The organism is Hymenobacter latericoloratus, assembly GCF_014199535.1.
Lineage (GTDB): Bacteria > Bacteroidota > Bacteroidia > Cytophagales > Hymenobacteraceae > Hymenobacter > Hymenobacter latericoloratus.
In genome coordinates, this window is sequence record NZ_JACHNV010000004.1 from 74,126 (window position 1) to 99,939 (window position 25,814).

General features: G+C 57.1%; 24 protein-coding genes. 15 read left to right on the forward strand and 9 right to left on the reverse strand.

The genetic code is table 11. From position 1 onward, the window contains the following. Positions 1–141: 141 nt before the first annotated feature. Together GGU46_RS14785 and GGU46_RS14790 are read left to right on the forward strand one after the other, a co-directional pair. Entirely contained in the window at positions 142–375 is a 234-nt protein-coding gene (locus tag GGU46_RS14785; protein ID WP_183404350.1) for a hypothetical protein, read from the forward strand. 143 nt (positions 376–518) lie between these two features. Continuing rightward, positions 519–1,013 carry a GNAT family N-acetyltransferase gene (locus GGU46_RS14790; RefSeq protein ID WP_183404351.1) on the forward strand — a complete coding sequence of 165 codons (495 nt, stop codon included), beginning with the start codon at positions 519–521 and terminating at the stop codon, positions 1,011–1,013. Between the two features lie 188 nt (positions 1,014–1,201). Here GGU46_RS14790 and GGU46_RS14795 read toward each other — a convergent pair whose 3' ends face one another. From GGU46_RS14795 to GGU46_RS14830, 8 genes are all read right to left on the reverse strand, one after another. Continuing rightward, entirely contained in the window at positions 1,202–1,570 is a 369-nt protein-coding gene (locus GGU46_RS14795) for a DUF4286 family protein (protein WP_317171924.1), read from the reverse strand. 53 nt (positions 1,571–1,623) lie between these two features. Further along, positions 1,624–2,073 (reverse strand): DUF6526 family protein, encoded by a 450-nt coding sequence (locus GGU46_RS14800; RefSeq protein WP_183404352.1) that lies wholly within the window; start codon positions 2,071–2,073, stop codon positions 1,624–1,626. Between the two features lie 115 nt (positions 2,074–2,188). Further along, a complete protein-coding gene (locus GGU46_RS14805) occupies positions 2,189–3,454 on the reverse strand; it encodes an MFS transporter (RefSeq protein ID WP_183404353.1) in 1,266 nt (421 codons plus the stop codon). A gap of 226 nt (positions 3,455–3,680) precedes the next feature. Then, positions 3,681–4,616, reverse strand: a complete 936-nt coding sequence (locus GGU46_RS14810) for a cation diffusion facilitator family transporter (protein WP_139924821.1) — start codon at positions 4,614–4,616, stop codon at positions 3,681–3,683. 86 nt (positions 4,617–4,702) lie between these two features. Continuing rightward, positions 4,703–7,153, reverse strand: coding sequence for a TonB-dependent receptor (locus GGU46_RS14815; RefSeq protein ID WP_183404354.1), 2,451 nt, complete (start codon positions 7,151–7,153; stop codon positions 4,703–4,705). A 181-nt stretch (positions 7,154–7,334) separates the two neighbouring features. Continuing rightward, positions 7,335–7,898, reverse strand: a complete 564-nt coding sequence (locus GGU46_RS14820) for a hypothetical protein (protein WP_183404355.1) — start codon at positions 7,896–7,898, stop codon at positions 7,335–7,337. A 42-nt stretch (positions 7,899–7,940) separates the two neighbouring features. Next, positions 7,941–10,367 carry a TonB-dependent receptor gene (locus GGU46_RS14825; RefSeq protein WP_183404356.1) on the reverse strand — a complete coding sequence of 809 codons (2,427 nt, stop codon included), beginning with the start codon at positions 10,365–10,367 and terminating at the stop codon, positions 7,941–7,943. Positions 10,368–10,526: 159 nt separating this feature from the next. Next, entirely contained in the window at positions 10,527–10,871 is a 345-nt protein-coding gene (locus GGU46_RS14830) for a hypothetical protein (RefSeq protein WP_183404357.1), read from the reverse strand. Between the two features lie 490 nt (positions 10,872–11,361). On the opposite strand from GGU46_RS14830, the gene GGU46_RS14835 reads away from it, so the two are divergent. From GGU46_RS14835 to GGU46_RS14850, 4 genes are all read left to right on the forward strand, one after another. Continuing rightward, positions 11,362–11,841 (forward strand): STAS/SEC14 domain-containing protein, encoded by a 480-nt coding sequence (locus GGU46_RS14835; RefSeq protein WP_183404358.1) that lies wholly within the window; start codon positions 11,362–11,364, stop codon positions 11,839–11,841. 365 nt (positions 11,842–12,206) lie between these two features. Next, a complete protein-coding gene (locus GGU46_RS14840) occupies positions 12,207–12,536 on the forward strand; it encodes a hypothetical protein (protein WP_183404359.1) in 330 nt (109 codons plus the stop codon). Positions 12,537–12,714: 178 nt separating this feature from the next. Next, positions 12,715–14,547, forward strand: a complete 1,833-nt coding sequence (gene htpG / locus GGU46_RS14845; RefSeq protein WP_183404360.1) for a molecular chaperone HtpG — start codon at positions 12,715–12,717, stop codon at positions 14,545–14,547. Positions 14,548–14,710: 163 nt separating this feature from the next. After that, entirely contained in the window at positions 14,711–15,691 is a 981-nt protein-coding gene (locus GGU46_RS14850) for a toxin-antitoxin system YwqK family antitoxin (protein ID WP_183404361.1), read from the forward strand. Between the two features lie 87 nt (positions 15,692–15,778). Here the strand turns inward: GGU46_RS14850 and GGU46_RS14855 are convergent, their stop codons facing one another. Next, positions 15,779–16,138 (reverse strand): YraN family protein, encoded by a 360-nt coding sequence (locus GGU46_RS14855; protein ID WP_183404362.1) that lies wholly within the window; start codon positions 16,136–16,138, stop codon positions 15,779–15,781. 232 nt (positions 16,139–16,370) lie between these two features. On the opposite strand from GGU46_RS14855, the gene lipB reads away from it, so the two are divergent. The 9 genes from lipB to porM all read left to right on the forward strand — a co-directional run bounded on the left by lipB (position 16,371) and on the right by porM (position 25,804). Beyond that, positions 16,371–17,177, forward strand: a complete 807-nt coding sequence (lipB, locus tag GGU46_RS14860) for a lipoyl(octanoyl) transferase LipB (RefSeq protein WP_183404363.1) — start codon at positions 16,371–16,373, stop codon at positions 17,175–17,177. Between the two features lie 3 nt (positions 17,178–17,180). Then, a complete protein-coding gene (locus tag GGU46_RS14865) occupies positions 17,181–17,600 on the forward strand; it encodes a hypothetical protein (protein ID WP_183404364.1) in 420 nt (139 codons plus the stop codon). 66 nt (positions 17,601–17,666) lie between these two features. Beyond that, positions 17,667–18,737 carry an MraY family glycosyltransferase gene (locus GGU46_RS14870; protein ID WP_246399038.1) on the forward strand — a complete coding sequence of 357 codons (1,071 nt, stop codon included), beginning with the start codon at positions 17,667–17,669 and terminating at the stop codon, positions 18,735–18,737. Positions 18,738–18,784: 47 nt separating this feature from the next. Then, positions 18,785–19,936, forward strand: coding sequence for a DUF4271 domain-containing protein (locus GGU46_RS14875; RefSeq protein WP_183404365.1), 1,152 nt, complete (start codon positions 18,785–18,787; stop codon positions 19,934–19,936). Positions 19,937–20,012: 76 nt separating this feature from the next. Beyond that, complete coding sequence (locus GGU46_RS14880; protein ID WP_183404366.1) at positions 20,013–20,831, forward strand: uroporphyrinogen-III synthase; 819 nt, start codon at positions 20,013–20,015, stop codon at positions 20,829–20,831. A gap of 89 nt (positions 20,832–20,920) precedes the next feature. After that, entirely contained in the window at positions 20,921–21,967 is a 1,047-nt protein-coding gene (locus GGU46_RS14885; RefSeq protein ID WP_246399039.1) for a PorP/SprF family type IX secretion system membrane protein, read from the forward strand. A gap of 239 nt (positions 21,968–22,206) precedes the next feature. Then, complete coding sequence (porK, locus tag GGU46_RS14890; RefSeq protein WP_183404367.1) at positions 22,207–23,226, forward strand: T9SS ring complex lipoprotein PorK/GldK; 1,020 nt, start codon at positions 22,207–22,209, stop codon at positions 23,224–23,226. An 87-nt stretch (positions 23,227–23,313) separates the two neighbouring features. Next, positions 23,314–24,129 carry a type IX secretion system motor protein PorL/GldL gene (gene porL, locus GGU46_RS14895; protein ID WP_139924805.1) on the forward strand — a complete coding sequence of 272 codons (816 nt, stop codon included), beginning with the start codon at positions 23,314–23,316 and terminating at the stop codon, positions 24,127–24,129. Positions 24,130–24,247: 118 nt separating this feature from the next. Then, positions 24,248–25,804, forward strand: coding sequence for a type IX secretion system motor protein PorM/GldM (porM, locus tag GGU46_RS14900; protein ID WP_246417699.1), 1,557 nt, complete (start codon positions 24,248–24,250; stop codon positions 25,802–25,804). Positions 25,805–25,814 lie beyond the last annotated feature (10 nt).

Genomic DNA, 25,814 nt, shown 5'->3' on the forward strand with positions numbered 1-25,814 from the left:
GTGAGTTGTTAGTTGCCAGTCTGGAGTTGTTAGTGCAAATGAGGACTATACTGACAACTCGCAACTGATAACTCACAACTGATTTCCCGTATCTTCGCGGCCGCAACTCCCGTAATTGCCTCTGTTCTTTTGCTTTCAGATATGAAAAAAACGTTCCTGTTCGGTCTGCTGGCCGGCTCGCTGCTGCTCTCTGCTACCTCGTGCAGCAACCCCGATATTAAATCGGATGAAGATATTGCAACCGAGCCGCTGCCCCCCATTCCGGCCGCTCCCGATACCACCGGTGGCAAAACGCCTTCCGCCAACGAGGCTACCCGCGAAATCAACGCGGTAAACGCCACCGAGGACATCAAGAAGATGCAGCCGACTATGTAATTTCGGTTGTGGTTGCTACCACGCCTGTGCAACGCCCCTCTGCTTCCCGCGGAAGGGCGTTGCTGTTTGTTGTAATCTGATAAGCTGATAGGTAGTGCATCGTGCTACGCTGTCAACGCCTTCCGGCTGCTACCTTTACTTTTATGTCAAACCTCACGATCCGCCGCGGCCAGGAGGCCGATTTGCCCCAGGTGCTGGCCCTGATTCAGGAGTTGGCCGAGTACGAGCGCGCCCCGCACGAAGTCACGAACACCCTGGCCGACATGCAGCGCGACGGTTTCGGGCCGGAGCCCATCTTCAAGTTTTTCGTGGCCGAGCAGCCGGGCGGCCGCATCATCGGCATTGCGCTCTACTACACCGCGTATTCTACCTGGAAAGGCCGCATGCTCTACCTCGAAGACCTGGTAGTAACCGAAAGTCTGCGCGGCACCGGCATCGGCAAGCGGCTGTTTGATGCCGTGGTAGCCGAAGCCCGCCACACCGGCGCCAACCGCATGAAATGGCAGGTGCTGGAGTGGAACGAGCCGGCCATTGGCTTCTATAAGAAAATTGGCGCCAACCTCGACCCCGAGTGGCACAACGGCAACCTCACCGCCGAGCAGCTGCTGGCTTATCAGTGTGAAGTGGTAAACAAGTAAATGAGTGATTGAGTGAGGTGTCATGGCGAGGAGGTACGACGACGCCATCCTTCCTCGCTTCCGTGACCAGCTCTCTAACGTGACAAGCCCTTGAAACCAGCGTAGGCGTCAAGGGCTTGTCACATTTCAAGGGGTAGCACGGTGGTCAGGACGGATGGCTTCGGTGCCCTCGCCATGACACTTAACCGCTAGTCTACCACTTCCAGCATGGTGCGGAAGGAGGCGTAGCGGCCACCGAAGTGCTTCTCGATTTCGTCGCGCAGGGCGGGGGCGGCTACCTGCTGGTATTCCTCCAGCTGCTCCAGGCTCACGCAATAGTATTGGGCGGCGTAGGTGATGCCGTTGTCTTCTTCGTTGAGCAGGCGGCACAGCTGGCTTTTCAGGAAGAAGCCAGTCGCCATAACGTCGGGCATGTGGGTTTCGCGCATGTAGTCCACCCACTGCTCGGCAATTTCCGGATCAAGGCTGGTCGTGACGTTGTAGAGAATCATAGGGGTAGGGGCTGGGTGAAGCGCCACGGCGGCAATGGTGCGCGTGGCGGCGGAAAGGAGTAACACAAAAGTCGGCCAAAAAATCCAGGTGACGGTTTTTTGCTACCCCTACCTACTTCTCAAACGCGCATGTGGTCGAAGTGAAAATCCTGAATCCGGGCCTGAATATCCTTGGAAGAAAGCTTTTCGCGGATGGCCGCCTGCACCAAGCCCGGCAGCTCATCGTCGCCGGCGAAGCGCAGGGCCAGCAGCTGCTTGAGTTCCAGTTGGGCCTCCAGGGGCCGCAGGCTCTGGCCGGTAATCTCAAAGTAGCGCTGCCGCACTTCCAGCCGAATCAGGCGGTCCTGCAGCGTGAGGGCATAATGCTGGCGCAACATCACCAGCGTACCGAACCCCACAATAGCCAGCAGCATCACCGTAAACCACAGCCGCGAAACCTCGGAGTCGTCGCCGGCCACGGCCAGGTAGCGGCGGATGCTGTAGAGGGTGAGTACCAGCGCCGCGGGCAGCAGCACAAAGTGGTGCAGCGGGTAGAACATGGGCTTGTTCTGAGTTGGTTGAGCAGGCATACAACAGGTGGTAAGGGGTAGGAGAGAAGGGAAAAAATAATGATAGCAAAAAAGTGTGCTTTCCTCCTCTACGCAACAGTTCCGTAATAAGCTACCTCCGGCCGCCGCCCAATGCTTAGTGCTCCACGTAATCCAGATCTTTGTTGAAGCTTTCCGGCAGGGTAGCAACGGCCCAGAACGCCACGGCCAGCGAGACAAAGCCCAGAATAGCCGCGCTGCCAACCAGCCCAAACGGCCCACGCAAGGCCTGAAACAGGGGCACCAGCAGCACCACCGAGCCCCGGGCGAAATTAGGAGCCGTAGTGGCTACCGTGGCCCGCAGGTTGGTGCCAAACTGCTCGGCGGCCACCGTAACGAACAGCGCCCAGAAACCTACCGAAATGCCCAGCACAAAGCACATGGCATAAAACACGGTGGTGGAGCTGCCTCGGACGCCGAACAGGTACACGCCCACCATCAGGCCGCAGAACGCCAGAAACAGCTGCAGCGCCCGGTTGCGGCTGCGCAGCAGCTGGCTGAGCGTGCCACTGGCAAAATCGCCGAACACCAGCCCAAAGTAGCACCAGAACACGGCCAGGCCGGCCGTAACTTCAGTCTGCTGACCGGCCGCCGGCTGGATACCCAGGGCGCGGCTGAACTCCGGGGCCAGCGTAATCAGGATGCCCACCACAAACCAGAGCGGCACCCCAATGAGCAGGCACTTGGTGTAGCGAATGAGCCGGGCCCGGTTGGTGAACAAGGCCAGAAAGTTGCCCCGCTCCACTTCGCTTTTCTTGGTTTGCTCGAACATGCCCGACTCGTACACGCCCACCCGCAAGGCCAGCAGGGCCAGCCCCAGGCCGCCGCCTACAAAATACGCATTGCGCCACCCTAGCTTCTCGCCCACCCAGTAGGCCAGCATAGCCCCCGATACGCCCACGGTGGCTACAATCATGGTGCCGTAGCCGCGCTTTTCCTTGGGTAGGGTTTCGGAGACCAGCGTAATGCCCGCGCCCAGCTCGCCGGCCAGGCCAATGCCGGCAATCAGCCGCAGCCAGGCGTACTGCTCAATGGTTTGCACGAAGCCGTTGGCCAGGTTCGCCAGGGAGTAAATCAGGATGGAGCCGAACAGCACCGACAGCCTACCCCGCTTATCGCCCAGAATGCCCCACAGAATACCGCCCAGCAGCATGCCGCCCATCTGCATATTAATCAGGTAGAGGCCCTGGTTCGTGACGGCCTCGGCGGCGGTAATACCGAGGTCCTTCAGGCTTTCAACCCGCACGATACTGAACAGAATCAGGTCGTAGATATCAACGAAGTAGCCTAAGGCGGCTACTACCACAATGGCGCTGAGCAGTCCGGCGGCTTTGGGTGGGGTAGGAGGGGTAGCAGTTTGCATGCGGTGGAAATTGGGAACCGCAGATTACGAAGATTTACGGTTATCACGTAGGGAGTGGGGCTTGTTCCCGCCAGCCGCACCAAGTAGGGCGCGGAGCTTGTCCCCGCCCACCGTCCGCGCCATTAGGCGGTACCAGCCGGATGGTTGTCACCTCATGCAGTGCAGTGTGCGCAACCTTATTACATTAGTCCAGCTCAGGCCGGCGGGCGGGGGCAAGCCTCGCTCCCTACGCCACCTGCTGGTCGCAGCAGCCGTGGGCGCCCATCAGGGGCAGGTCGTCCTCGAGCTGCACGGTGCAGTGGCTGATGTTGAACTCGTGGAGCAAGTCGTGTTGCAGCTCCCGCAGAAACACATTGCCGTTCTGGCCGCCGGGGCGCACCAGGTGGGCCGTGAGGGCCGTGTCCTGGGTGCTCAGGGGCCAGATGTGCAGGTCGTGCACGCCCGTAACGCCGGGGCGGCTGAGCAGGAACCGGCGCACGGCCGCCACCTCAATAGCGGCGGGCGCGGCCTGCAGCCCCAGCTGCACGGTTTCGCGCAGCAACGACCAGGAGCTAACGGCTATAACCGCCAAAATAACAAAGCTGATGGCCGGGTCGAGCCAGTGCCAGCCGGTGAAATACACCAGCGCCCCGCCCACCACTACCCCCACCGACACGAGCATATCGGTGAGCATGTGCAGGTAGGCGCCGCGCACGTTCACATCACCCTTCTGGCCGTGGCGGAACAGCCAGGCCGTGAAGCCATTTACTATAATGCCCAGGCCGGCCAAGCCCATTACCACCGTGCCGTTCACGGGGGCCGGATTGCGCAGGTGGTCAATGGTATCCCACAGGATGAAGCCCAGGGCCAGGTACAGCAGCGCCGCGTTCAACAAGGCTGCCTGAATGGTAGCGCCCTTGTAGCCGTAGGTGTAGCGCTCCGCGGCTTGCCGCTGGGCTAGCAGGGCCGCGCCCCAGGCCAGCGCCAGGCTCAGCACATCCGACAGGTTGTGCCCGGCATCGGAAAGCAAGGCCGAGGAGTTAGCCCAGAAGCCACCCGCCGCTTCGCCCGCCACGAAAACCAGGTTCAGGACAATACCCCACTTGAAGGCCTGGCTGAAGTTGCCATCGGCGGGCGGGCCATGATGGTGGTGGTGGGAATGGTCGTGGTGGTCGTGGGCCATGAGGGTTGCACGCAGTGGTTCGGAGGGAATAACGCGGCGGCTCGCGGTGGACGCTCACCCCGAACCACTACGTGAAAGATACCCAATTACTTAAAGGAAAGCGGAATCAGCAGCTTCACGCTCAGCGTGCGGCCCATATTAAACACGCCCACCCGGCCGGTGGCGTAGTTGACGGCCGTGTACTTCAGCCGACTCAGGTGGTTTTGGTAGGCTACGTCAAACAGGTTGTTGGCGGCCAGGTAGATAGAAAACAGCGTCCGGTCCTTCGCTGATACTACATCGGTACCGAGTCCGGCATTAAACAGCGTGTAGCCGGGGGTAGGCGTTTCGGTGTCGAAGGCGGAGAAGATGCGGTTCTGCTCGAAATTGTGCTCCATGGTAGCCCGCGCGTACAGGTTGTGCAGGCGCGAGCTACCTACCTTCCGGAAGTTTACCCGCAACTCCGACTGCAGCCGGTCGGCCGGGATAAACGGTAGGTTTTTCTGCCCGGCGGGCTGGTCGAACTCCATGGCCCGCACCATGGAAAACGTATTCTCAAAGTGTAGCCAGTCCAGCGGGTGAGGGTGAATGTCCACGCTGACTTCGCCGCCGGCCAGCCGCGCATCGCCCTGCCCGTAGCGGAATACCCGGTCCCCGTCCACCGACAGCGAGTCGGAGCCATCGGCGGCCGAAATGCGCCGGGGGAAGATGTAGTTGCTGATGCGGTTGCGGAACACATCGGCCGATACGCTGACGTGGTCGGAGTTGAAGCTTACGCCCCCATCCAGCTGAAAACTGGTTTCAGCCTTTAAGCCCGGCTCCCCGATTTCGTAGCGGGTAGTGCCCTCGTGAATGCCATTAGAGCCGAGTTCAGCAATGTTGGGCGCCCGGAAGCCGCGGGCGGCGTTGGCTTTTAATACCCACGTTTCGCCGAGGCTGTAGGAGCCGCCCACGCTCCCGCTCACGTTGCGGAACGTACTCCGGAAGTACGGAAACTTCTCTTCGCCAGCGCCGGCCGGAACCGGTTGCTCGTCCTCGTTGAGGGAGAGGGCATCGGCCGTGATGCGGCGCAGGTCGTAACGCAAGCCCCCACTGAGGTCCAGGTTGCCGAAGGTCTTCTTCGTGACGCCGAACAGGCCCCCGTCGAGCAGGCGGTACTCTGGTATCAGGAACTCGACGCCCTTGTTGCGGTTTTGCTGCTGCATGCCGCTCACGCCCACCGTGGTATGCCAGCCGTTCAGCTCCGGCAGAAACCAGCGCAGAGCATAATCAACGGTGCGTAGCTGAAAGAACAGGGACTTCTCGTAGTAATCTTCGGGGTTGCCGAACTCCCGGCGCAGGTTCTGTTGCCAGCCCACGTTCAGGGTCAGGCGGTGCTGGCCCAGAATGAAGTTGTTATCGGTGCCGATGCGCAGGTGGTTAATCTGCTGACGCGGCACATCCAGCCCGTAGCCCGAGAAGCCGCGGCCGGTTACGATTTCCTCCTCGCCCAGGCTGTTTGTTTTCAGAAACCGGCCCGACAGCGAATCCCGCTCGCCCTCAATCAGGCCCAGAATCTGGTTGAAGCTGTTGAAGGTCAGGTGAGAGTAGCCCCAGCTTTTGTTTAGGCCCACGTAGCCGCTGCCGTTCAGCTCCCGGAAACCGGAGTTGTACACGCGGCCATCGTAGCGGTTGCGGTAGTCGGCGGCTACTTTGCCTGAGCCGCGCACCTGCCAGTTGAAGCCGCCCAGGTTGCCCGCGTTCCAGAGGGAGTAGCCCTGCTGGTAGTTGTTGGTTTGGTAATTCGCCGTGACAGAGCCCAGGATGCGGCCGTCGTCCACGGGGTCGGGGGGTAGGAAATTGATAACGCCCGCCAAGCCATCAGAGCCATATAGCAGGGAGCCGGGGCCCTTAATGATTTCGGCCCGATCAATGCTGAATTCGTCAATCTCGATGCCGTGCTCATCGCCCCACTGCTGGCCTTCCTGCTTGGCCCCGTTGTTCAGCGTGATGACGCGGTTCGAGCTCAGGCCCCGAATAACGGGCTTGCTGATAGCCGCGCCGGTGGTAATCTGGTTGAGGCCGGGCGTGTGCGCAATGGCATCCACGGCGTTGGTGGCCGCCGTCTGTCGCAGGCGGGTCTGATCCACCACGTTGGTAGGCACGGGCGAGCGGCGCATTTCGGTGCTCGCCGAAACCCCCGTCACAATTACCTGCCCGATTTCCGTTTCGGCCGGGGTGAGGGCTATGTCCAGGGTCTGACCGGTGCTGGTGTCCACGGTGCGCACTACGGTGGTGTAGCTTACAAAGCGCACCTGCATCAGAAACCGGCCACGGGGCAGGTTGGCAAACTGAAAGCTACCATCGGGGCCCGTCACCGTGGCCTGCCTCAGGTCAGGGAAGATGATGGTGGCTCCGGGCAAGGCCTCGCCACTAGCGGCATCAGTAATACGGCCGGCTACGGGAATGCTCATTCGCGTGCTCCGGATAGGGTTAGGACGAGGGGCAGGGGTAGGCGTTTGGGCCAGTACACTCCCGGAAAGCAGTAGCAGGCCGGCAGTTAAGGAGAGCTGAGACATAGAAGCGTAAATTACGCGAAGCCAATGAACGGAGCCAGCGGTGGAAAAGCTGCACGGCTTTCCCATCAATAAAGAAAACGCCGACCAAAGGCCGGCGTCTTCCTGGAATTTCTCCACAACCAAAACGGGAGAAAAGAGGGTGGAGAAGCCGTTTGCAGCCAGCCCCTCCGAATCCGGGCGCCTAGCGCACTACCGTAGGGAAGTTCACTTCCACATCGGTGCTGCCGGGCGTAAATGTGCCGTTCTTGGAGCCTGGCTGGTGGCGCAGCGTAATTTTGAGCGTGCCGGTAGTGCCGGTGGCGTTGGCCGCACCCGTTACGGCCCGCGTCGTTAGCCCGATTTCCAGATTGTTCTTGTCCTTGTCGGTGCGGGTTACGGTCAGGTTGGTGCCCGAGGGCTCATAGAAGAACAAGTGTTCTTCGGCCTTCTCCTGAATCTCAGCCGTGGTATTTTCGGCCGGCGTCTTGGTTTCGTCTTTCAGCTCAAGAGTGCCGGTGTACGTGGTGTTGGGCGCCAGCGTGAGCGTGCCAATAGTAGGAGCCGTGCCACCATCACCATCCAGGTCGCGGTACTGTACGGTCACGGGCGTGCCGCCGCCCGCCGGCGTCAGGGTATAGATTAAGGTCGTGATTTGCTCGTTGTCCTCGTCGGGCGTGGGGTCTTCTTTGTCGTCCTTACAGGCAGAAAGCAGGGTAGTAGAAGCCAGCAGCGCCAGCAGGAAGAGACGGAAAAGGAGAGTGTTCATAAGAAGGAAGAAGGAAAGGGTGAAGTGAATTGAAAAAAGGATTTAGCGTCGCCGGCTAAGCTCGAAAGGCACCTGCACCCGCAGCGTCACGTTGCGGCCCATTTCATCGGCGAAGTAGCGGTAGCGGTTGAGGTAGTCGCGGTAGCGTTGGTTGAGTAGGTTGGAGCCCGCGAGGCTGATAGTGAGTGGCAGCCGCCCCCAATGCACCGTAGCGCCGGCTTCTAGCCCCAGCAGCACGTAGCCCGCGGGCGGTAGGGCATAGTCTTTGGCAGCATAATCAGCGGGCACGCGGGTTTGGCGGGCGACGGCGTAGGAACCCAGCTGCACGTACCTACCCGTCAGGCGCGCGGCCGGCCGCTCGGGCACCGCATACCGCACCGACAGCTCGGCCCGGTCGGCGGGCATAAAAAAGAGCCATTCATCTTCCTGGGTATCGCGCCCCCGCACGATGGACGCTTTGCCTCCTACCTGCCACTGAGGCGCCAACCGATAGGTAGCACCCAGGTCCAGGCCCCGCAGCACGGCGTTCGTGCGCTGGTACTGCCAGCTAACCAGTGTACCTCGAATGTTGATGACCGGCGGCAGAATAGGCCGCTGGTGGATGTAGCCGTCAATGGTCGTCTGGTACAACGTCAGCTCTCCATTCAGGCGCGGATTGTCGTGCCAGCTAGCTGTTAGGCCGGTGTGGTAGGCTGTTTCGGGTCCCAAAGCGCCGTTGCCGGGGACCAGGTCGTAGCCCAGCTCGTACTGGGCGTTGTGCACGCCGTCGCTGAACCGTTCATTCGCGGCTGGGGCGCGTTGGGTCAGGCTGGTGGTCAGGTTGAGGGTGAGGTGGGGGGTAGCATCGAAGATGGCTCCCAGCGAGGCGGCGGGCGTCAGGTAGGTAAACTCGCGCCGGTCCACGTAGTACACGCCCAGCGTATCGCGAGTGCCGCGGCGAGTTTCCAGGGTGCGGTAATCGGCCCTAATGCCAGCTTCCAGTTGCCAACGGTTGCGCGTCCAGCGCTCAATGGCAAAGGCCCCGGCAATGGTGTTGTTGTAGAACGGAATGAAGCCGCGGGTACCGTCGGCGTAGCGGTTAAACTGGTAGGTGCCCGCTACCCCCACGCTACCGGTAAATCCTCCCAACGGGCGGTGCTCCCAGAGCAGCTCTCCGGTGGTAGTGCGGTTGGAGTAGCTGAGGGCCGGGCGGTTGCGAGCCGCCCGGTCGGCGTTGCGGGCGCTGTAGAGGTCGTACTCGTCGCGGTAGTCGGTCTGCTGGCCCAAGGTAGCTGTCAGCTTACCGGCAGTGCCCGTCCGCACAAAGCCTGTGACCTTCAGCAGATCGTGGCTGATTTGTTGGTAGGCGCGGTTGATGGCGTAGCTGAAGCCGGACGTTTCCAGGGGGCGGCGCCGGGCAATGGCAGCATACAAGTCCGACGGGCTTTCGGCATGGGCTGCCGGCAAAATCCCGAGCCTGGTGTTGAACTGGCTATAGAAAACCTCCAGCCCATAGTTGGCCTTGCGCCAGCCTACCGCCGCCGAGAAGTCGTATTCTTCGAACCCGGAATTGCGCAGATAATAACCCGGAGCCCGCATAGTGCCAGCTCGTTTAACGGTGCCCTGCGCCCGCCAGCTCAGCGCCGGTAGCTGCCGAACGTTGCCCTCCACCGTGCCTGAAGCTGCTCCCAGCCCGTTGTTGCTCATGCCCACCAGGTTCAATTCGGCCCCGGTGCCAGCAGAGTCGCGGAGAGCTTTGGGTTGCACCAGCACTACCCCCCCAATAGCATCAGAGCCATACCGTACGCTGGCCGCGCCCTTCACCACTGTAAGCTGAGAGGCAATGAATGGGTCTATTTCCGGGCCGTGCTCCTGGCCCCACTGCTGCCCTTCCTGCCGCACGCCATTGTTCAGAATGGTCACGCGGTTAGAATGCAGCCCATGAATCATGGGCTTGAAAATGCTCGGACCGGTTTGAATGGCTGTTACGCCCGATATCTTCTGCAAAGCCTCCCCCAAGGCCTGCCCACGGGTCTGCTGCAAGGCCTGCCCGCTCAGGTTGCCGGTAGCCTGGGGGGTAGGGGCGGCCATGTGCTGCCCTTCTACCACCGCGCCTTTCAGGGCAATAGCATCGGGATGTAGCTGGAAGTCGCGGAGCACCGCCCCCGATACACGCACTTCTACCGTTTCGGGAGTAAAACCCACGAAGGATACCTGCACATGGTACACGCCAGGGCAGAGGTCGAGGTGGTAGTGGCCGTCGGGTTCGGTTTGCGTGGCCTGCTGGGTTTCCAGTACCACCACCGTAGCCCCGGCCAGGGCCCCGCGCGACTCATGGTCTTGCACGCGGCCACTTAGCAGCAGGGCACATCCACCAGGAGCCACCGACTGTGCCGCTAGCTGCCCGAGGGGTAGTGCGCACAGCACCACCACCCCCGGCAACCACCGAGTCAGGCGGCCCCGGGAGCGGCCCGGAGCGCGGAAAAGCATAAAAGAAAAGGGATACTGCCGAAGGAAACTAAACCACTCGCAGAAGCACCTAAGGTTGTAGATTCGGCAAGGATCCAACCCTAATCAGCCCAGAGCTACTGAATAACGGCGTTGGCAGCTACAAGCCAGCCCAGGCCGCTACTGCGAGGCACACGCGGTTTAGCAGGCGCCGGGCGGGCCCCGCAGATCTGGCGTGACTACGGGTAGCAGGTGCCCGATAGCTACGCAGCTCCAAGCTTGTACTGAGGAGAAAACAAGGCCTGCCGGAGCGGTTGGCTCTACTGTTGGAGCCGGTTCAAACGACGATTTAAAAAACTGATCAGCGTCGCAGTGCTGATGCTTAGCGGATAGTAGCGCTTTGCCTTTAGGCCACGTAGTAGCCCGGGTCGGCTCCTCTGTGGTGTGCTCGTGCTGGTGCAACGCCAGCACCCACGCATCAGGCAGCAGCACCCGCACAAAGCACAGGAGCAGCAACAGAGCCAGACGGGAGCGAAGCCTATGCATTTGCAACAACGTATCAGGTGTCAGCAAATGTATAAGTAAAAATGATTCTTAACAGCTTTCCATCCATAAAACTTATAACGTCATGGAAAATTAATTTTTGGGTAATTACCAAGAAATAATACAATAATAGATTTGCGGGTATAAATTCAGCTGAAAATTGTTATGAAATCATTTGCCTTTGGTTTGCTGCACCAGTTGGTACGTCGCCTCCGCTCACCTCGTTACCCCAACGCCTCCGACGACTCAGCGCCTTTATTTATCTAACAAAACCCGATTTAACGTTAAATAAGGGCTATTATAAGTATAGGTCACTATCTGTATACCTTAATGAAGGTAGTTTCTTGGCAGTTGCGCCAAGGCTGACAGGGTGAAATAGTGGCGTTGGTCGAGTAAGAAGAGGGAGTGAGCTAAATAGAACTTTATCCGGAAAGCGGTAGTTCTACCTTTGCGCAAGTTAGCCGGGTAAATAGGTTGGCTTTCTGCTTTAGTTATGTTTTTTGCTTTGAATTCCGTTGCGGCTCAGATTGAGCCCGATTTCCAACTCATTCGGTGGGAATGGGCGGGGCCTATTGTCCGGGAAGACTTTCGGGCAGCCTTTGAGAAGCTGGTGACCTGCTCTACTGCCCACGGTATCACCCGCTGGCTAGCCGATATTTCCCGGATGCCACCGGTAGGAATTGATGAGCAGGCTTGGCTTAGTGAAATGTGGATGGAACAGTTTGCGGCCGCTGGCATTCAGGCGGTGGCTGTCATCGAGCCCATTGCCTTGCATAACCAATTGGTAGTGGAAAGCATCCTGGCCGACGGCCGCCGCTACATCCGGGTCGAAATCCAGTTTTTCTCAGATATTCCCGCCGCCCTCGACTGGCTTGCCGGCTCCGATCAGCAGGCTCAGCAGCTGGAAGCCCGGTGGGAGCAGAACAAAGCCCAGGACAAGTGGGGCGGGCCGCACCCAAGCCTACCGGAATAGGCTAAAAGCAAGCCGCCGTTCTGAAACGATGCCCGGGCGCTACCCATGGCCTCGGGGTGAGGCGACCTTCCCTGGCTTAGAAAAATGAAAGCTAGCTGCTGAGCTTTCGTGCTGCAAACGAAGAAGGTAACGATTGGTCCGCCAAAAGATACAACTAGCCGGGTTTTTATCCTGGGTGAACGATTTTCCCCCATCGGCCCCTGCTGGCGGTTGTACTATTGGCTTATAATCTGCTCGAGTGGCAGCTAGGTGCGTGGGGTATTATGACTATGATGGCTGAGATGCGGCGTAGGAACGACTGTTTTCAAATTATATATGACCCGGCCAACGGCCTGCTCCAACTGCAGTGGCTGGCTCTGTCACCGATGCACCAAGCCAAGGACTGTCTGCTGGAAGCTTTGCAGCTGGTGCAACGCCAGCGCGCCCAACGGGTCCTGCTGAATCTGGATGGCATGCCGGAACTCTCGGCCCTGGATGCGTACCTGCTGGAAACCAACCTGTTACTGGCTTTGCCGGCGCTAACGGTGCAGCAAGTGGCCCTGGTCCTGACTTCATACATGCAGCACCAGATATTGCTGGAAAGCAGCCTGCGGCGGCCACCCTTTGATATTCAGGTGTTTGACGATGCCGAAACCGCGCTGGATTGGCTGCAGCAGTCCGCCGTTCGGCCGGCGCCGCTGTCGGTAGGAGGGTAGCCCGGTGGGCGCTGCAAAGCGGATAAGGCCTTTGTTGGCCAGAGCAGGTGCTCTGTCAAGCTGACAGCAGCCGGTAGGGTGGAATAAGGTTTGAAAAGAGTAAAACCCGATGATGCGCCGGTCCTGGGGCTGGCAGATCGTCATAGTTTTCGGTTTCACTCAACTTTCCTACCCTGTTATGCAAGAGAAAGGTAGCATCTCGATTCATACCGAGAATATCTTCCCCATCATCAAGAAGTTTCTGTACTCCGACCACGAAATCTTCCTGCGCGAGCTGGTAAGCAACGCCGTGGATGCCACCCAGAAGCTGAAGAGCCTGGGCCAGCTGGGCGAGTTCAAAGGCGAGCTGGGGGAGCTGAAGGTGAAAGTGAGCGTGGACAAGGAAGCCCGCACCATCACCATTTCCGACCGGGGCCTGGGCATGACGGCCGAGGAAATCAAGAAGTACATCAACCAGATTGCCTTCTCCGGTGCCACCGAGTTTGTGGAGAAGTATAAGGAGAAGGATGCCGCCGCTAAAGACCAGATTATCGGGCAGTTCGGCCTGGGCTTCTACTCGGCTTTCATGGTGGCCAAGGAGGTAGAAATCTTCTCCAGGAGCTATAAGGAAGGCACCGAGGGCGCCCACTGGGTGTGCGACGGTAGCACCGAGTTCAGCCTGGAAACCACCGAGAAGGCCGAGCGTGGCACCGATGTAGTGCTGCACGTAGCCGAAGACTCGGACGAGTTTCTGGAGGCGGCGCGTCTGAAGGGTATTCTCAACAAATACTGCAAGTTCCTGCCGGTTGAAATTGAGTTCGAGGGCGAGGTTATCAACCAAACAGCGCCTATCTGGACCAAGCAGCCCTCGGAGCTGACCGATGAGGACTACACCAAGTTCTACCAGGAGCTGTATCCCTTCTCGGAGCCTCCCCTGTTCTGGATTCACCTCAACGTAGACTACCCCTTCAACCTGACGGGTATCCTGTACTTCCCGAAGGTGAAGGACGAGCTGCAGCTCCAGCGCAACAAAATTCAGCTCTACTCGCGTCAGGTGTTCATTACCGATGAGGTGAAGGACGTGGTGCCCGAGTTCCTGATGCTGCTGCACGGCGTCATCGACTCGCCCGACATCCCGCTGAACGTGTCGCGCAGCTTCCTGCAGGCCGACGCCAACGTGCGCAAAATAAACACCTACGTCACCAAGAAGGTAGCCGACAAACTGGCCGAGCTGTACCGCAAAGACCGCGCGGGCTTCGAGGAGAAATGGTCAGATATTGGCCTGTTCGTGAAGTATGGCATGCTCTCCGACGAGAAGTTCTATGACAAGGCCAAGGACTTTGCGCTGGTACAGAATACGGCGGGTAAATATTTCACCCTGAGCGAGTACCAGGAGTTTATTCAGGCCAACCAGAAGGACAAGCACGAGCAGACCGTGGTACTCTACACCACCGATGCCGAGGCCCAGCACGCCTATGTACAGGCCGCCACGGAGCGGGGCTACGATGTACTGAAGCTCGATGCCGTGCTTGACCCCCACTTCATCGGTCAGTTGGAGCAGAAGCTGGAGAAAACCACTTTCAAGCGCGTAGATGCCGACACCGTCAGCAAGCTGATTGAGAAGGAGGAAAGCACGGAAAGCGTGCTCAGCGACGACGACAAAACCCGCCTCCAGGATGTGTTCAAACAGGCCATCAGCAACGAGCACATGCACGTGCAGGTAGAAGCCCTGTCGTCCCAGGACGCGCCGGTTATTATTACCCTGCCTGAGTTTATGCGCCGCATGAAGGACATGCAGCGGGTAGGCGGCGGAGGCGGCATGCAGATGTTCGGTTCCCTGCCCGACTCCTACACGGTAAGCGTGAATGCCAACCACCCGGTAGCTCAGCGCGTGCTGCAGGCCGAGGGCGAAGCCGGCTCCAGGCTGGCCCGGCAGGCCTTCGACCTGGCACTACTGGCCCAGGGCATGCTGAAAGGCGAAGCGCTAACCGCCTTCGTGAAGCGCAGCGCCGATTTGCTGGCTGCTGAATAGTCTTAGAAAGTCTAAAGAGTTATAAGTAGTATAAAACCCCGGTGGCTTCCGCTGCCGGGGTTTTGTAGTTGCGGTGGGGTAGGGGCAGAAGCTTTACCGGACATCCCTCCACTGTTCCGGCACCCACCCCTGTGGGCACCAAATCCCTGTATCTTTACGTTCGATGCTGCGAATCCTGCCCACTACTCCAATGCGCTTGTTTCGTTCGTGCCTGCTGCTGGCTTTGCTGGCCACGGGAGCTTGTTCCAAGAAAACCGTTTCCTTCAATAGCCGTCCGGAACTGGTCGGGCAGCTGGCCGCTGCCGACAGCCTAACCACTGCCCGTGATACTACCGCGGCGCCCTCCCTTGACGCCAAGCGGGTAGCCATGACCAAGGAGCAGGAGCGCGCTGCCAAAGAGAAGGAAAAGGCTGCTCAGCGGAAACCACGCAAAAAGAAAAACATCTTTTTGGGGGAGCGAATCAAGAAGGCGTATGTAAAGTCAGGTCCGAAAGGGAAAAACCAGGTAATCGAAACGTTTTACTACCTCCGCACCTTCCAGCAACCGAATCAGTACGCCCCGGCCCGCTATATTTTCGACCCCAAAAAGCGCCGCATCTTTAAGGCTGCTCCGGGGGAAATAGATGGAACCCAGGTGAAGGTGCTGCACGGGCCATACAAGAAAATGCAGGGCGGCAAAGTGGTAGAAACCGGCTTTTATGCCATGGGTACCCGCCACCTGCGCTGGGAAAAATTTACCCGCGACAACATCCTGCTCAGTAAAACCCACTACGAAATGGGTTTCCCGCGCGACGCCAACGTTACTTATTACGATGCGGCTCAGAAGCAGGTGAAGGAAGTGATTCCCTACGTGAACGGCAAACTGGAGGGCGACTACGTTCGCTACAACGAGAACGGGCAACTAGAGTGGGTAGGACAGTTTGAGAACGGCCGGCGGGTAGGCACCTGGAGCCGCTACTGGGGTTTCCGTAATACCCGCAACCGCCTCCGCTACGAGTATGAGTACGGCGAATCTGGTTACGAGCCGGAAGTGGCTGAGCCTGTGCTGATAAAGGAATACAACCGCAACGGTGTCGCCATTTTCGAGAAAGACAAATTCGACAACCGCGGCAAACCCGACACCGCCCGCCCCGGCCTGCGATGAAAGTGAAACAGAGAACAGGTGCGTTGGCCGTTCAGAGTGCCCTGATGGCACCGGCCGAACGTCCAACGCACCTGTTCTCTATACCGCTTAGTAAAAAGCGTCTTCGAAATGCTCCACGCGCAAACCGCCGGCGGCTGGCAGTAGGGCCACAATGTCGAAGCGAATGTCGCCGGTCCAGGCTAATTCCTCCTGTAGCTGCTGGGCCGCCAGCCGCAGCAGCTGTCGTTTCCGCTCCGTGACAAACTCTTCGGGGTAGCCGTACTGCGCAGAGGAGCGGGTTTTGACTTCCACAAAAACCAGCAGCTGTTGACCCAGCTGCACAATCAGGTCTACCTCGGCGCGGCGGTGGCGGTAGTTGCGCCGTACTAGTTGGTAGCCCTGCGCGAGCAAATAGTCAAGGGCGGCTTCTTCGCCCTCGTGGCCAAGTTGGTGAGAGGCAATCAGCATCTGGCAGAGAGTAGGTGGGGAAAGCAGCAGCAGGAATAGATAGTCCAGCTTGGGACTAAATCTAGTACCTTTGCACGGTTTCAGCCGAGCTGGCAATCTTGCTGCTGGTGAGTATTTCACCAGTTGCGAGAGGCTTGCCTGAACTGGTAAAGACTTGGCCAGAAGGTTCCGGTGTTTATCGGAGCCAATCAGCCGATGGCCGCCAGGTTCCTGCTCTTTTCTGCTCTACGCTATGACTATCTACTCTGCTTGCGCTGGCCCGGAGCCTACGGGTGCTACCCCGGCTTCCACAGAAAACGTTTCTGCAGCTGCCAGCCAAAACCGCCGGATTGAGGTGCGGCGCTTGGGTATGGTAGAGTACGAGCCAACCTGGGCGTTGCAGGAACAGCTGCTGGCCGAAACCCTGAATCGTAAGGCGCTCAACCGCCAGGCTCTGGAGGCGGGCCAAGCTCCGCAGCCTACCCCCAACTACTTGCTGCTCTGCGAGCATCCGCATGTATATACCCTGGGCAAGAGCGGCAAACCTGAGCACCTGCTCCTCGATGAGGCGGGCTTGGCCGCTCACGCGGCTACCTTCCACCGCATCAACCGCGGCGGCGACATCACCTATCATGGCCCCGGCCAGCTGGTAGGCTACCCCATTCTCGACCTCGATAACTTCTTTACCGATATTCACCGCTACCTGCGTGTGCTGGAAGAAGCCGTCATCCTTACGCTGGCCGAGTACGGAGTGCGCGCCGGCCGTATTGCCGGGCTTACCGGCGTCTGGATTGACTTTGAAGAAGGAGCCCTCAACCCTCGAAAAATTTGCGCTCTGGGCGTGAAATGCAGCCGCTGGGTGACCATGCACGGCTTTGCCCTCAACGTTACCACTAACCTTTCGTACTTCGGTCACATTGTTCCCTGCGGCATCACGGATAAAGCCGTAACCTCTCTGGCACAGGAATTGGGTCGGGCGGTTGCCGTCACGGAAGTGCAGGACCGTTTACTACCCCATCTGGCCCGCCTGCTGGAAGCCGAGCTGTACGCCAATAGCTGATTTATGAGAAAAGACATCGTTTTCGACCCCGTTGAGGGAGTGTCGGTTGCCGTAGTGCCAGATGAGGTAGCGGGCGGCTCAACTGAAAGTGCGTTAGGCTGGCAGGTATATCTGCTCAACCACAACGATTTCGCGCTGCAGAACGTCATTGTCAGCTCCAACGGGTACGGCACCAGCCCGGAAGGAGAGGCCATTCGCACCTCTACTCTCCGCCACGTAATGCTGGAGGTGGAGCCACGCGCGGCAGTGGTCATTGAGCCCATTGATCCGGCCTTGTTTCACCTCAACAATCAGTACTGGGTGAGCTACTACGTCGGGGACAAAATCCTCGACAAAAAATTCATTTTCGTACCCGACGCCATTACCACTGATAACCTGACACCTATTGCGCTGCTCCAGCGGCCGGGTGTGCTGCATAGTTAAGCGTACCTTTGCATTTCCATTTCTGGTCCTGGTTCAGGACTACTTTACCGTAAGAGTCAATCTGCAATGAATGCACTCGGAATTCAGTTGGGCTTGTCGTCCCTGTGGGCGTTTCTGGTGGCCTTGTTCGCCGTTCCGTCCATTATCTACATTGCCCACCTGAAAAACATGCTCGATACGCCCAACGTACGAACCGTGCACGAGTCGCTGACTCCGCGGTTGGGTGGGGTAGCAGTATTTGCCGGGTTTATGTCGGCGCTTACCATTTTCGCCCCCCTCAATAATGGGGTGCAGCAGCTTCTGGCCGGTTGCATTGTGCTGTTTTTCGTAGGGCTGAAAGACGACTTGGTCAGCATCTCGGTATCCAAGAAATTTATTGGGCAGCTTTTGGCCACGGGCATCGTCATGATTATGGCGGACGTGCGTATTACCAGCTTTCAGGGTATTCTGGGGATAGGGGTGCTACCCATCGGGATTAGCTATGCCTTCACTTTTTTTGCCATTGTCGGCATCACCAACGCCATAAACCTCATCGACGGCCTGGATGGACTAGCCGGCTCCATTGTCCTGATTATCGTCAGCACCTTCGGCTACTATTTCTACCAGTACGGCGGCGACCAATTCGGCAACTATGTGTTTGTGTCAGTTTGTGTGATAGGCGGCATCCTGGGGTTCCTGCGCTATAACTTTCATAAAGCCACCATTTTCATGGGCGACACAGGCTCCTTGGTGTGCGGCTTTATTGTATCCATCCTGACTATTCAGTTCATTGAAATGGGGCTGAAAGTGGGACAGCCGTTCGCGTCCTCCGCTCCATCCGTAGCCGCCGGTATTCTGTTTGTACCACTGTTCGACACGCTGCGGGTATTCATCGTTCGTATGATGGCAGGCCGCTCACCCTTTTCGCCGGACAAAAACCATGTGCATCACCGCATCCTAGCCATGGGCTTCCAGCAAATCAGCACGGTAATTTTGCTGGGTCTGCTTAACGTGGTCGTTATCCTGTTCGTTATCAATTTCGCATACCTGGGCAACACGCTGCTTATCTGCGCACTAGTGGCGTTTTCTCTGGTGCTGAGTGTGTTTCTGGGAGTGTACCACAGCCGGGCCGAGCGCCAGCGGGTAGCCTCCAATTAGCCCTGCGCTTTTCCGTGCCTAGCAGCCGTTTTCAACTGGTCTTGGTGTTGCTTTGGGTAATAGGCCTAAGCGGGCTGCCGCGGCTGCCGAAGGCAGCCGAGTACCGGCCTTTACCCCCGGCTCCTCGGGCCGGCCTCACACAAGACTGGCTGATTCATGACGAGGTCCGCAACCGTTTGGTGCTCTACCTCTCCGATTATCACGCCCCCACCCGGGCCTACTACCAGTGGCTGTCTATCCGGCCTGGGAAGGCCCTGCCCATCACGTTCACGGCCCGCACCAACCTCAGCTTGTTCCTGGACAACCGGCTAGTGTTTACCGCGCACAGCCCCGCTTCCTACACCGTTGATCTGGCCAAACTGCTGCCCCAAGGAAGCGTAGCCGGTCCGCATCTGCTCTGCGTCTGGCAGCCAGATGGGCCGCCTAATCTGTCGTCCTTCGTGAATGCCGTGCCGGCTACCCCGACTCAGGCTGGAAAGGTCAGCCCGCAAACAGTGGCAGCGGCGCCCCGCCCGCGCGGGCACCAGGGCCAGAACGTTTTTGTCGGATTCCTGCTGTTCATTGGGCTGTGTTATGGAAGCCTGCGAGCTTCCTATCAGCCCGGTTTTGCCCGCATTTATCAGTTGGAAGGCCTCTGGGGGAAAGGAGCTACCGAGCAGGACTTTCTCGTCAAACCCACTCTGACCTGGTTGAACTTGGGGCTGGTGCTGCTCTTTGCCTTGTCCTTCGCGCTGCTGTTGGTAGCTATCCACACCAACATTCAAAGCATTGTCATACTGCGTCAGTTATTCGACGTAGCCGAATCGGCAATTGTAGTACGCGTACTCCTCTACACGGCCTTGGTTGCCGGCTTTGTGCTAGGGAAATATCTGTTTCTGGAATTGCTGGGGTACATTTTTGATGTGACAGAACTGGTCACCATTCAGTACCGCGAGTTTATCCGCACCATACTATTTATGGGGCTGTTCCTGCCCGTTGTCATGTTGCTCTACCTGGGGCTAAACCAGCGCCTACCCGAAACTGTGCTGTGGGTATCCAACGGGGTGGTTTCCTTGCTGTTGGTTGGTACGGTGATACGCGTGGCGCGCACACTTCATCATAAGACTTCGCTGCTGAATCTGCATTTGTTTTCGTACCTTTGCGCCACAGAAGTGATTCCTTTGATCATTCTGCTTAAGCTGATCGTTTTTACCTACTGAAGTACCTTTTGCCGGCCTGCACCGGCTTTGCCCGCAACGCCCCCTTATCGCCTTAGATTTACCTTTTCCCTACCTTATGGCCGAGAGCAAAGACAAACCGGGGACGGGCCGTCATGCCAAGCGCATCTCCAGCATACTTGTCACCCAGCCAAAGCCCGCGAACGACGTTTCCCCGTATTTCTCTATTGCCGAGAAATACGGTATCAAAGTAGATTTTCGGGAGTTTATTGAGGTTCAGCCGGTTTCCTATAAGGACTTCCGGAAAGAAAAAGTCAACATCCAAGAGCACACGGCCATCATTTTTACAAGCCGTAATGCCGTTGACCATTTCTTCCGGATTTGCCAGGAAGCTAAGATTGAGATGCCTGCTGAGATGAAGTATTTCTGCATCTCCGAGCAAACGGCCAACTACCTGCAGAAGTACATCGTGCTGCGCAAGCGTAAGCTGTTCGTTGGCCAGCGCACAGCCGCCGACCTCTTCGACGTTATCAAGAAACACAAGGGCGAGAAATTCCTGTATCCCTGCTCCGACATCCGGAAGGACGACATTCCGGAATTTATGCGGGCCAATGGCTTCAAATTCACAGAAGCGGTTATCTATCGTACCGTCGCCAGCGACCTGTCCGATCTTTCGGATGTAAAGTACGACTGCATTGCTTTCTTTAGCCCGTCGGGTATTAGTTCTCTGTTTATCAACTTCCCTGATTTTGAGCAGAACGGTACGCGCATCGCCGCCTTTGGTCCTACTACGGCCAAAGCGGTACTGGAGGCCGGGCTGGAGCTGGACATTGAAGCGCCCCAGCCAAACGCTCCTTCCATGACGGGCGCCATTGAGGCGTACATTCGCCTGCACCACGGCGCCGACCCGGTTAAGGAGAAAAAGAACGTTAAGTGAACTAGCTGAGTTATAGGAAAAGAGGAGCAGCCACTACTGCTCCTCTTGCGTATATGCCGTGAAATGTTGGAGGGAGTTTTTCGTTACATTTGAAAACGCCCTACGAGTGCTTGTTCATCTGTTTCCGGCTTGTCGTCATTGTTATGAAGAGAACTATACTTTGCGCTTGCGCGGCTTTGCTGGTGGGCAAAGCGGTAGCTCAGCAGCAACCCCAATTCAGCCATTATGGGTTTAATGGCCTGAATTTAAATCCGGCGTACGCGGGGGTAAAAGGTTACGGTGAGGTGACGGCTCTTGGTCGTGTTCAGTACTTTGGCTACGATGGCACCTTTGACGATGGCGGTTCGCCTACCACTGCTTCCTTAAGCATTTCCTTGCCCGTGCCCGCCTTGGCTGGTGGAATTGGTGTTGCTATCTACCGCGACAAGATAGCGCAGTTGAATACCACTAATTTGCAGCTGTCTTACTCGCGGCACATTACTATTGGCGAAGGGACTTTAGGGCTCGGGGTGCAGGGGGTATTCAACAACATCTATCAAGGCAATTACCGCCCAAATGAACGGGACGATATTTATGTGCCCAAGGAAGGCTCAGATGGAAAAATAGACGTTGGCGCCGGGGCTTGGTACGAGTCGCCTAAGCTGTATGCTGGGTTGAGTGTCAACAACTTACTGCGCGCAGGATACAAGTTTAATAGTCAGGTAGCAGCCAGTGGGCGTTCGGCCCGATATTTGAATGAGAATCATGCATATCTGACAGTTGGGGGCAATATCGACCTAACTTCCTCTGTTGTTCTAACGCCGACTGCACTTGTGAAGATGGTTTTGCCGGGTGAATTCGGGGACGACGACAAATTCTCGTTCCGCAACAACTCCTACGAGGTAGGAGCCAGAGCAACGTTCAACGACCGGTATTGGGGAGGATTAGGGTACCGATCTGGGGATGCCTTCACTGCTTTGGGGGGCATTAGCTTCGCAAAAGACAATGCGTTAAGGTTGGGACTGGCTTACGACTTAATTGCATTTGGCCAAGATGCAAAGGCATCCAGCTCATTTGAGGTTATGCTTGGCTACCGCTTGCCGAAGCCTGGGCCAAAACTGAGGCCTGCCATTCGCACTCCACGGTACAGCTTCTAAATTTTTAGGGCATTTTATGCATGAATAGCCATTCAACAATTGTTTGCCTATTCTGCCGGAAGTGTCTATTCAATAAAACAACTACCTTCTTCGTTAAGCAGGTTGTGAAAGTGATTCGTAGACAAACTGTTACTGTTGGCCGATTGGCTTGTTTGCGAGCAGATGTTTCACTAGATTTGCCAGCTCAGAAAATTGTAATCTTTGGGTATCGCCGCCTAGACAGTCTTTTTCTTTCTCACATGAACAAGTTTCTCGTATTGCCTCTCGTCGCGCTTTCGACGCTTATCCTGGGGGGCTGTGGTTTTAGCAGAGGACCGCAAGGCGACCTAGTAGGGGCTGAGGACCGTCCGGAGTTCAATCCACAGGAGGTGCCGTTTGGGATGGTGCCCTGCCCTGGCGGAACTTTCCATATGGGGCAAACGGACCAAGACATTTCGGCCTCCATGGTGAACATGAACAAGCAGGTAACGATTGCCGGCTTCTACATGGATGAGACGGAAATCACCAATAATGAGTACCGTCAGTTTATGAATGCCATCCGGCAGGACTCTATTGACGTGCTCGGCGAGGAGTATGTGATGACGGAGCTCTACCCCGATACCACGGTATGGGTACGCGACTTTACCTATCACATGGGCGACCCGCTGATGGAGTACTACTACACCCATCCGGCCTTTGACGACTACCCCGTAGTGGGTGTTGACTGGTTTGCTGCCAAGTATTTCTGCAACTGGCGCACTAAGAATAAGAATGCTGCCAACGCTGAAGCCGGTTTGGCCCCAACCCCGAACTTCCGTCTGCCTTCGGAGGCGGAATGGGAGTATGCTGCCCGTGGTGGCCGCGACCTAGCTACTTATCCTTGGGGTGGTCCTTATCTGCGGAATTCTAAAGGCTGCATGCTGGCCAACTTTAAGCCTGGCCGGGGCGACTATGCTTCCGATGGGTACGCCTACACTTCTCCCGTTGGGGCTTTCTTCCCCAATGACTTTGGTCTGTACGATATGTCGGGCAACGTAGCTGAATGGTGCGACGACGCCTACATGGAAGCTTCGGTGCCCGTGGTGTGGGACATGAACCCCACCAACCCCGATGACAACGAGCCCCGCAAGGTGGTACGTGGCGGTTCTTGGAAAGACATTGCTTACTTCTTGGAAACCGGCACCCGCAATTTTGAATACCAGGACTCGGCTCGCTCTTATATTGGTTTCCGTACGGCCATGATTCAAATTGGCATGGGCACTAATGGTAGCCTAGAATAACCCTGCACTACTTCGCGCTGCTCTCTTCCTTCGCTTTTCGAATTTTCACAATCACTCCAACTACCTTTTTTTTCAATTTTCTACAACATGGCAGCAAAGGGCGGTAACTTTTTCTACGATGTGGTAATGCCGAAAATCTACGGCATCGGGGCTGCAGTCGTAATTATCGGGGCTCTATTTAAAATTCTTCACTTGAAGGGCGCCGACGAAATGCTCATCGTTGGTCTGGGAACCGAAGCACTGATTTTCTTCCTGAGTGCCTTTCAACCCAACCCCAAAGAAGTTGACTGGTCACTGGTATATCCGGAACTGAGCGAAGGCTACGACCCTTCCACGGGCAACCCCAGCTTCCGCACGAACGCCATCGACAACGGCGGCACGGGTCTGACCCGCAAGCTGGACGACATGCTGAAGGACGCCAACGTAACCCCCGAAGCTATTGCTTCGCTGGGCCAGGGCCTGAACCGCCTGAGCACTACTACCCAGCAACTCTCTACCCTGGGCGACGCTACCAACGCTACCGAGGAGTACACCTCTAAAGTACGTTCGGCTGCTCAGTCGCTGGAGCGCATTAACGAAGCTTATTCGCACACGGCTCAGGCCATGACGGCTATGGCTGATGCTACGAATGATGCCCGTGAATATCATGTGCAGGTGCAGAACGTAACCAAAAACCTGGGCGCTCTGAACGCAGTGTATGAAATGGAGCTGCAGGATGCCAACACGCACCTGAAGTCGATGAACAAGTTCTATGGCACCCTGACCCAGGCCATGGAAAACCTGACGGAAGCTGGTAAAGAAACGGATCAGTTCAAGCAGGAAGTAACCAGCCTGACTTCGAACCTGAGCTCGCTCAACCGCGTGTACGGCAACATGCTGAACGCTATGCGCGCCACCAACTAATATTGTCAGGTTTGCAGTGATAGTGTCTGAACTCGCTTCAGGCGCTCTTCTTCCTACACGGTAGTTATAGACACAGAGAGATACGATGGCGGGAGCAAAAGAGACTCCGCGGCAGAAGATGATTGGCATGATGTACCTGGTACTGACTGCTCTTCTTGCCCTACAAGTAAATTCAGCTATTCTGCTGAAATTTAAATTCCTAGACGACAGCCTTATCGGGGTAAACGATAAGACTGCCAAAACCAACCAAGGTGCTGTTAAAGGCATTGAGGAAGTAGTAGCGCGTAACCGCAACCAAGCGAAAGACTTGGCTATTCTGAAGCAGGGTGAAACGGTGCGTGAGCGGACGGCCAAAATGGTAGCCTACCTCCGTGATATCCGCACGAAGCTGCTGGATGCCACCGAGAACAAAAACAAGAACGAGTACAAGAACATGGAAGCCAGCGACAAGGTGGCTAACCTGATGCTTGGTGGAGCTGGTAGCCGGAATGGCTTGGGCTACAAGATGAAGGAGGAGCTAAACTCCTACGCTTCTGACCTGCAGAAAATCGTTCCTGGCTTTGCTGCGCCTGCTCTGGCTTTGGACGCCAAAGACGATCCAAGTGTAACGCCGGACCAGAAGACGAAGGACTTTGCCCAGTTGAACTTCGAGAACACGCCCGTAGTAGCTGCTCTGGCTGTATTGTCGCAGAAGGAAACGGAAGTTCTGAAGTACGAGGCTGACGCGCTGAACAAACTGGCTGCTCAGGTAGGTGCTACTACTATCGTATTCGATAAAATCGGGGCATTCGCCAGTGCTGAGTCGAACACGGTTGCTGCCGGTACGAAATACAAAGCTGAACTGTTCCTGACTGCTTCGGCTTCTGATCTTCGTCCTTCTATGACCCTGAATGGCTCGCCGCTGTCGGTTGGCCCTGATGGCAAAGGTAAAGTAGAGTTCACCGCTCGTCCTGGTGCTTTCGACGCTTCGGGTAACGCTAAAGCTCAATGGACCGGTACCATCCGCTTTAAGCAGAACGGCCGTGATACCACTTTCACGGTGAAGGTTCCCTACACCGTGACCAAACCGGTCATGCAAATTCAGTCGGCTTCGGTACAGGCTCTGTACTTCAAGTGCGGCAACAAGTTGAGCGTACAAGTGCCTGCGCTGGGTGCCCAGTACGAACCCAGCTTCTCGGCTTCCGGCGCAGCGACCATCAAAGGCTCGGCCAAAGGTGAGGTAACTCTAGTGCCGAACTCGCGGGAAGTGACCCTGAATGTAAGCAGCGGTGGTAACCCCATCGGTTCGCAAACCTTCCAGGTGCGTCCGATTCCGAAGCCGGAAATCAAATGCGTAGTAGGTGGCCGCGAGGCAAACGAAAAGCAGGGTACCCCGATTACAGCTGTGCGTAACCTGCAACTGCGGGCTGTGGCTGACGCTGGCTTCGCTACCTTCCTGCCCGATGATGCCCGTTTCCGCGTGACTCGCTATGAAGTAATCTTGGTGCGCGGTAAGCGCCCGGCTATGCCTCCGATGACCTTCAACGGTCCGACTGCTGACCTGAGCAGCGTAGTGAACTCGGCCCGTGAGGGTGACCGTCTGTACATCGAAGTAAAGGAGGTGCAGCGCATGAACTTCCAGGGTAACACTGAGCAGGTGAACGTTTCCAAGACCTTCAATATTCCGCTGCTGTAAGCGTTACTGG

Coding starts and splice junctions, on each gene's coding strand:
- GGU46_RS14815 (WP_183404354.1), bottom strand. CDS start 7,153: ATGTCTCAGCTCTCCTTAACTGCCGGCCTGCTACTGCTTTCCGGGAGT.
- GGU46_RS14870 (WP_246399038.1), top strand. CDS start 17,667: ATGAATGCACTCGGAATTCAGTTGGGCTTGTCGTCCCTGTGGGCGTTT.
- GGU46_RS14800 (WP_183404352.1), bottom strand. CDS start 2,073: ATGCCTGCTCAACCAACTCAGAACAAGCCCATGTTCTACCCGCTGCAC.
- htpG (WP_183404360.1), top strand. CDS start 12,715: ATGCAAGAGAAAGGTAGCATCTCGATTCATACCGAGAATATCTTCCCC.
- GGU46_RS14880 (WP_183404366.1), top strand. CDS start 20,013: ATGGCCGAGAGCAAAGACAAACCGGGGACGGGCCGTCATGCCAAGCGC.
- GGU46_RS14820 (WP_183404355.1), bottom strand. CDS start 7,898: ATGAACACTCTCCTTTTCCGTCTCTTCCTGCTGGCGCTGCTGGCTTCT.
- GGU46_RS14850 (WP_183404361.1), top strand. CDS start 14,711: ATGCTGCGAATCCTGCCCACTACTCCAATGCGCTTGTTTCGTTCGTGC.
- GGU46_RS14840 (WP_183404359.1), top strand. CDS start 12,207: ATGCACCAAGCCAAGGACTGTCTGCTGGAAGCTTTGCAGCTGGTGCAA.
- porM (WP_246417699.1), top strand. CDS start 24,248: ATGATTGGCATGATGTACCTGGTACTGACTGCTCTTCTTGCCCTACAA.
- GGU46_RS14855 (WP_183404362.1), bottom strand. CDS start 16,138: ATGCTGATTGCCTCTCACCAACTTGGCCACGAGGGCGAAGAAGCCGCC.
- GGU46_RS14835 (WP_183404358.1), top strand. CDS start 11,362: ATGTTTTTTGCTTTGAATTCCGTTGCGGCTCAGATTGAGCCCGATTTC.
- GGU46_RS14830 (WP_183404357.1), bottom strand. CDS start 10,871: ATGCATAGGCTTCGCTCCCGTCTGGCTCTGTTGCTGCTCCTGTGCTTT.
- porK (WP_183404367.1), top strand. CDS start 22,207: ATGAACAAGTTTCTCGTATTGCCTCTCGTCGCGCTTTCGACGCTTATC.
- GGU46_RS14865 (WP_183404364.1), top strand. CDS start 17,181: ATGAGAAAAGACATCGTTTTCGACCCCGTTGAGGGAGTGTCGGTTGCC.
- GGU46_RS14810 (WP_139924821.1), bottom strand. CDS start 4,616: ATGGCCCACGACCACCACGACCATTCCCACCACCACCATCATGGCCCG.
- GGU46_RS14805 (WP_183404353.1), bottom strand. CDS start 3,454: ATGCAAACTGCTACCCCTCCTACCCCACCCAAAGCCGCCGGACTGCTC.
- porL (WP_139924805.1), top strand. CDS start 23,314: ATGGCAGCAAAGGGCGGTAACTTTTTCTACGATGTGGTAATGCCGAAA.
- GGU46_RS14790 (WP_183404351.1), top strand. CDS start 519: ATGTCAAACCTCACGATCCGCCGCGGCCAGGAGGCCGATTTGCCCCAG.
- lipB (WP_183404363.1), top strand. CDS start 16,371: ATGACTATCTACTCTGCTTGCGCTGGCCCGGAGCCTACGGGTGCTACC.
- GGU46_RS14785 (WP_183404350.1), top strand. CDS start 142: ATGAAAAAAACGTTCCTGTTCGGTCTGCTGGCCGGCTCGCTGCTGCTC.
- GGU46_RS14825 (WP_183404356.1), bottom strand. CDS start 10,367: ATGCTTTTCCGCGCTCCGGGCCGCTCCCGGGGCCGCCTGACTCGGTGG.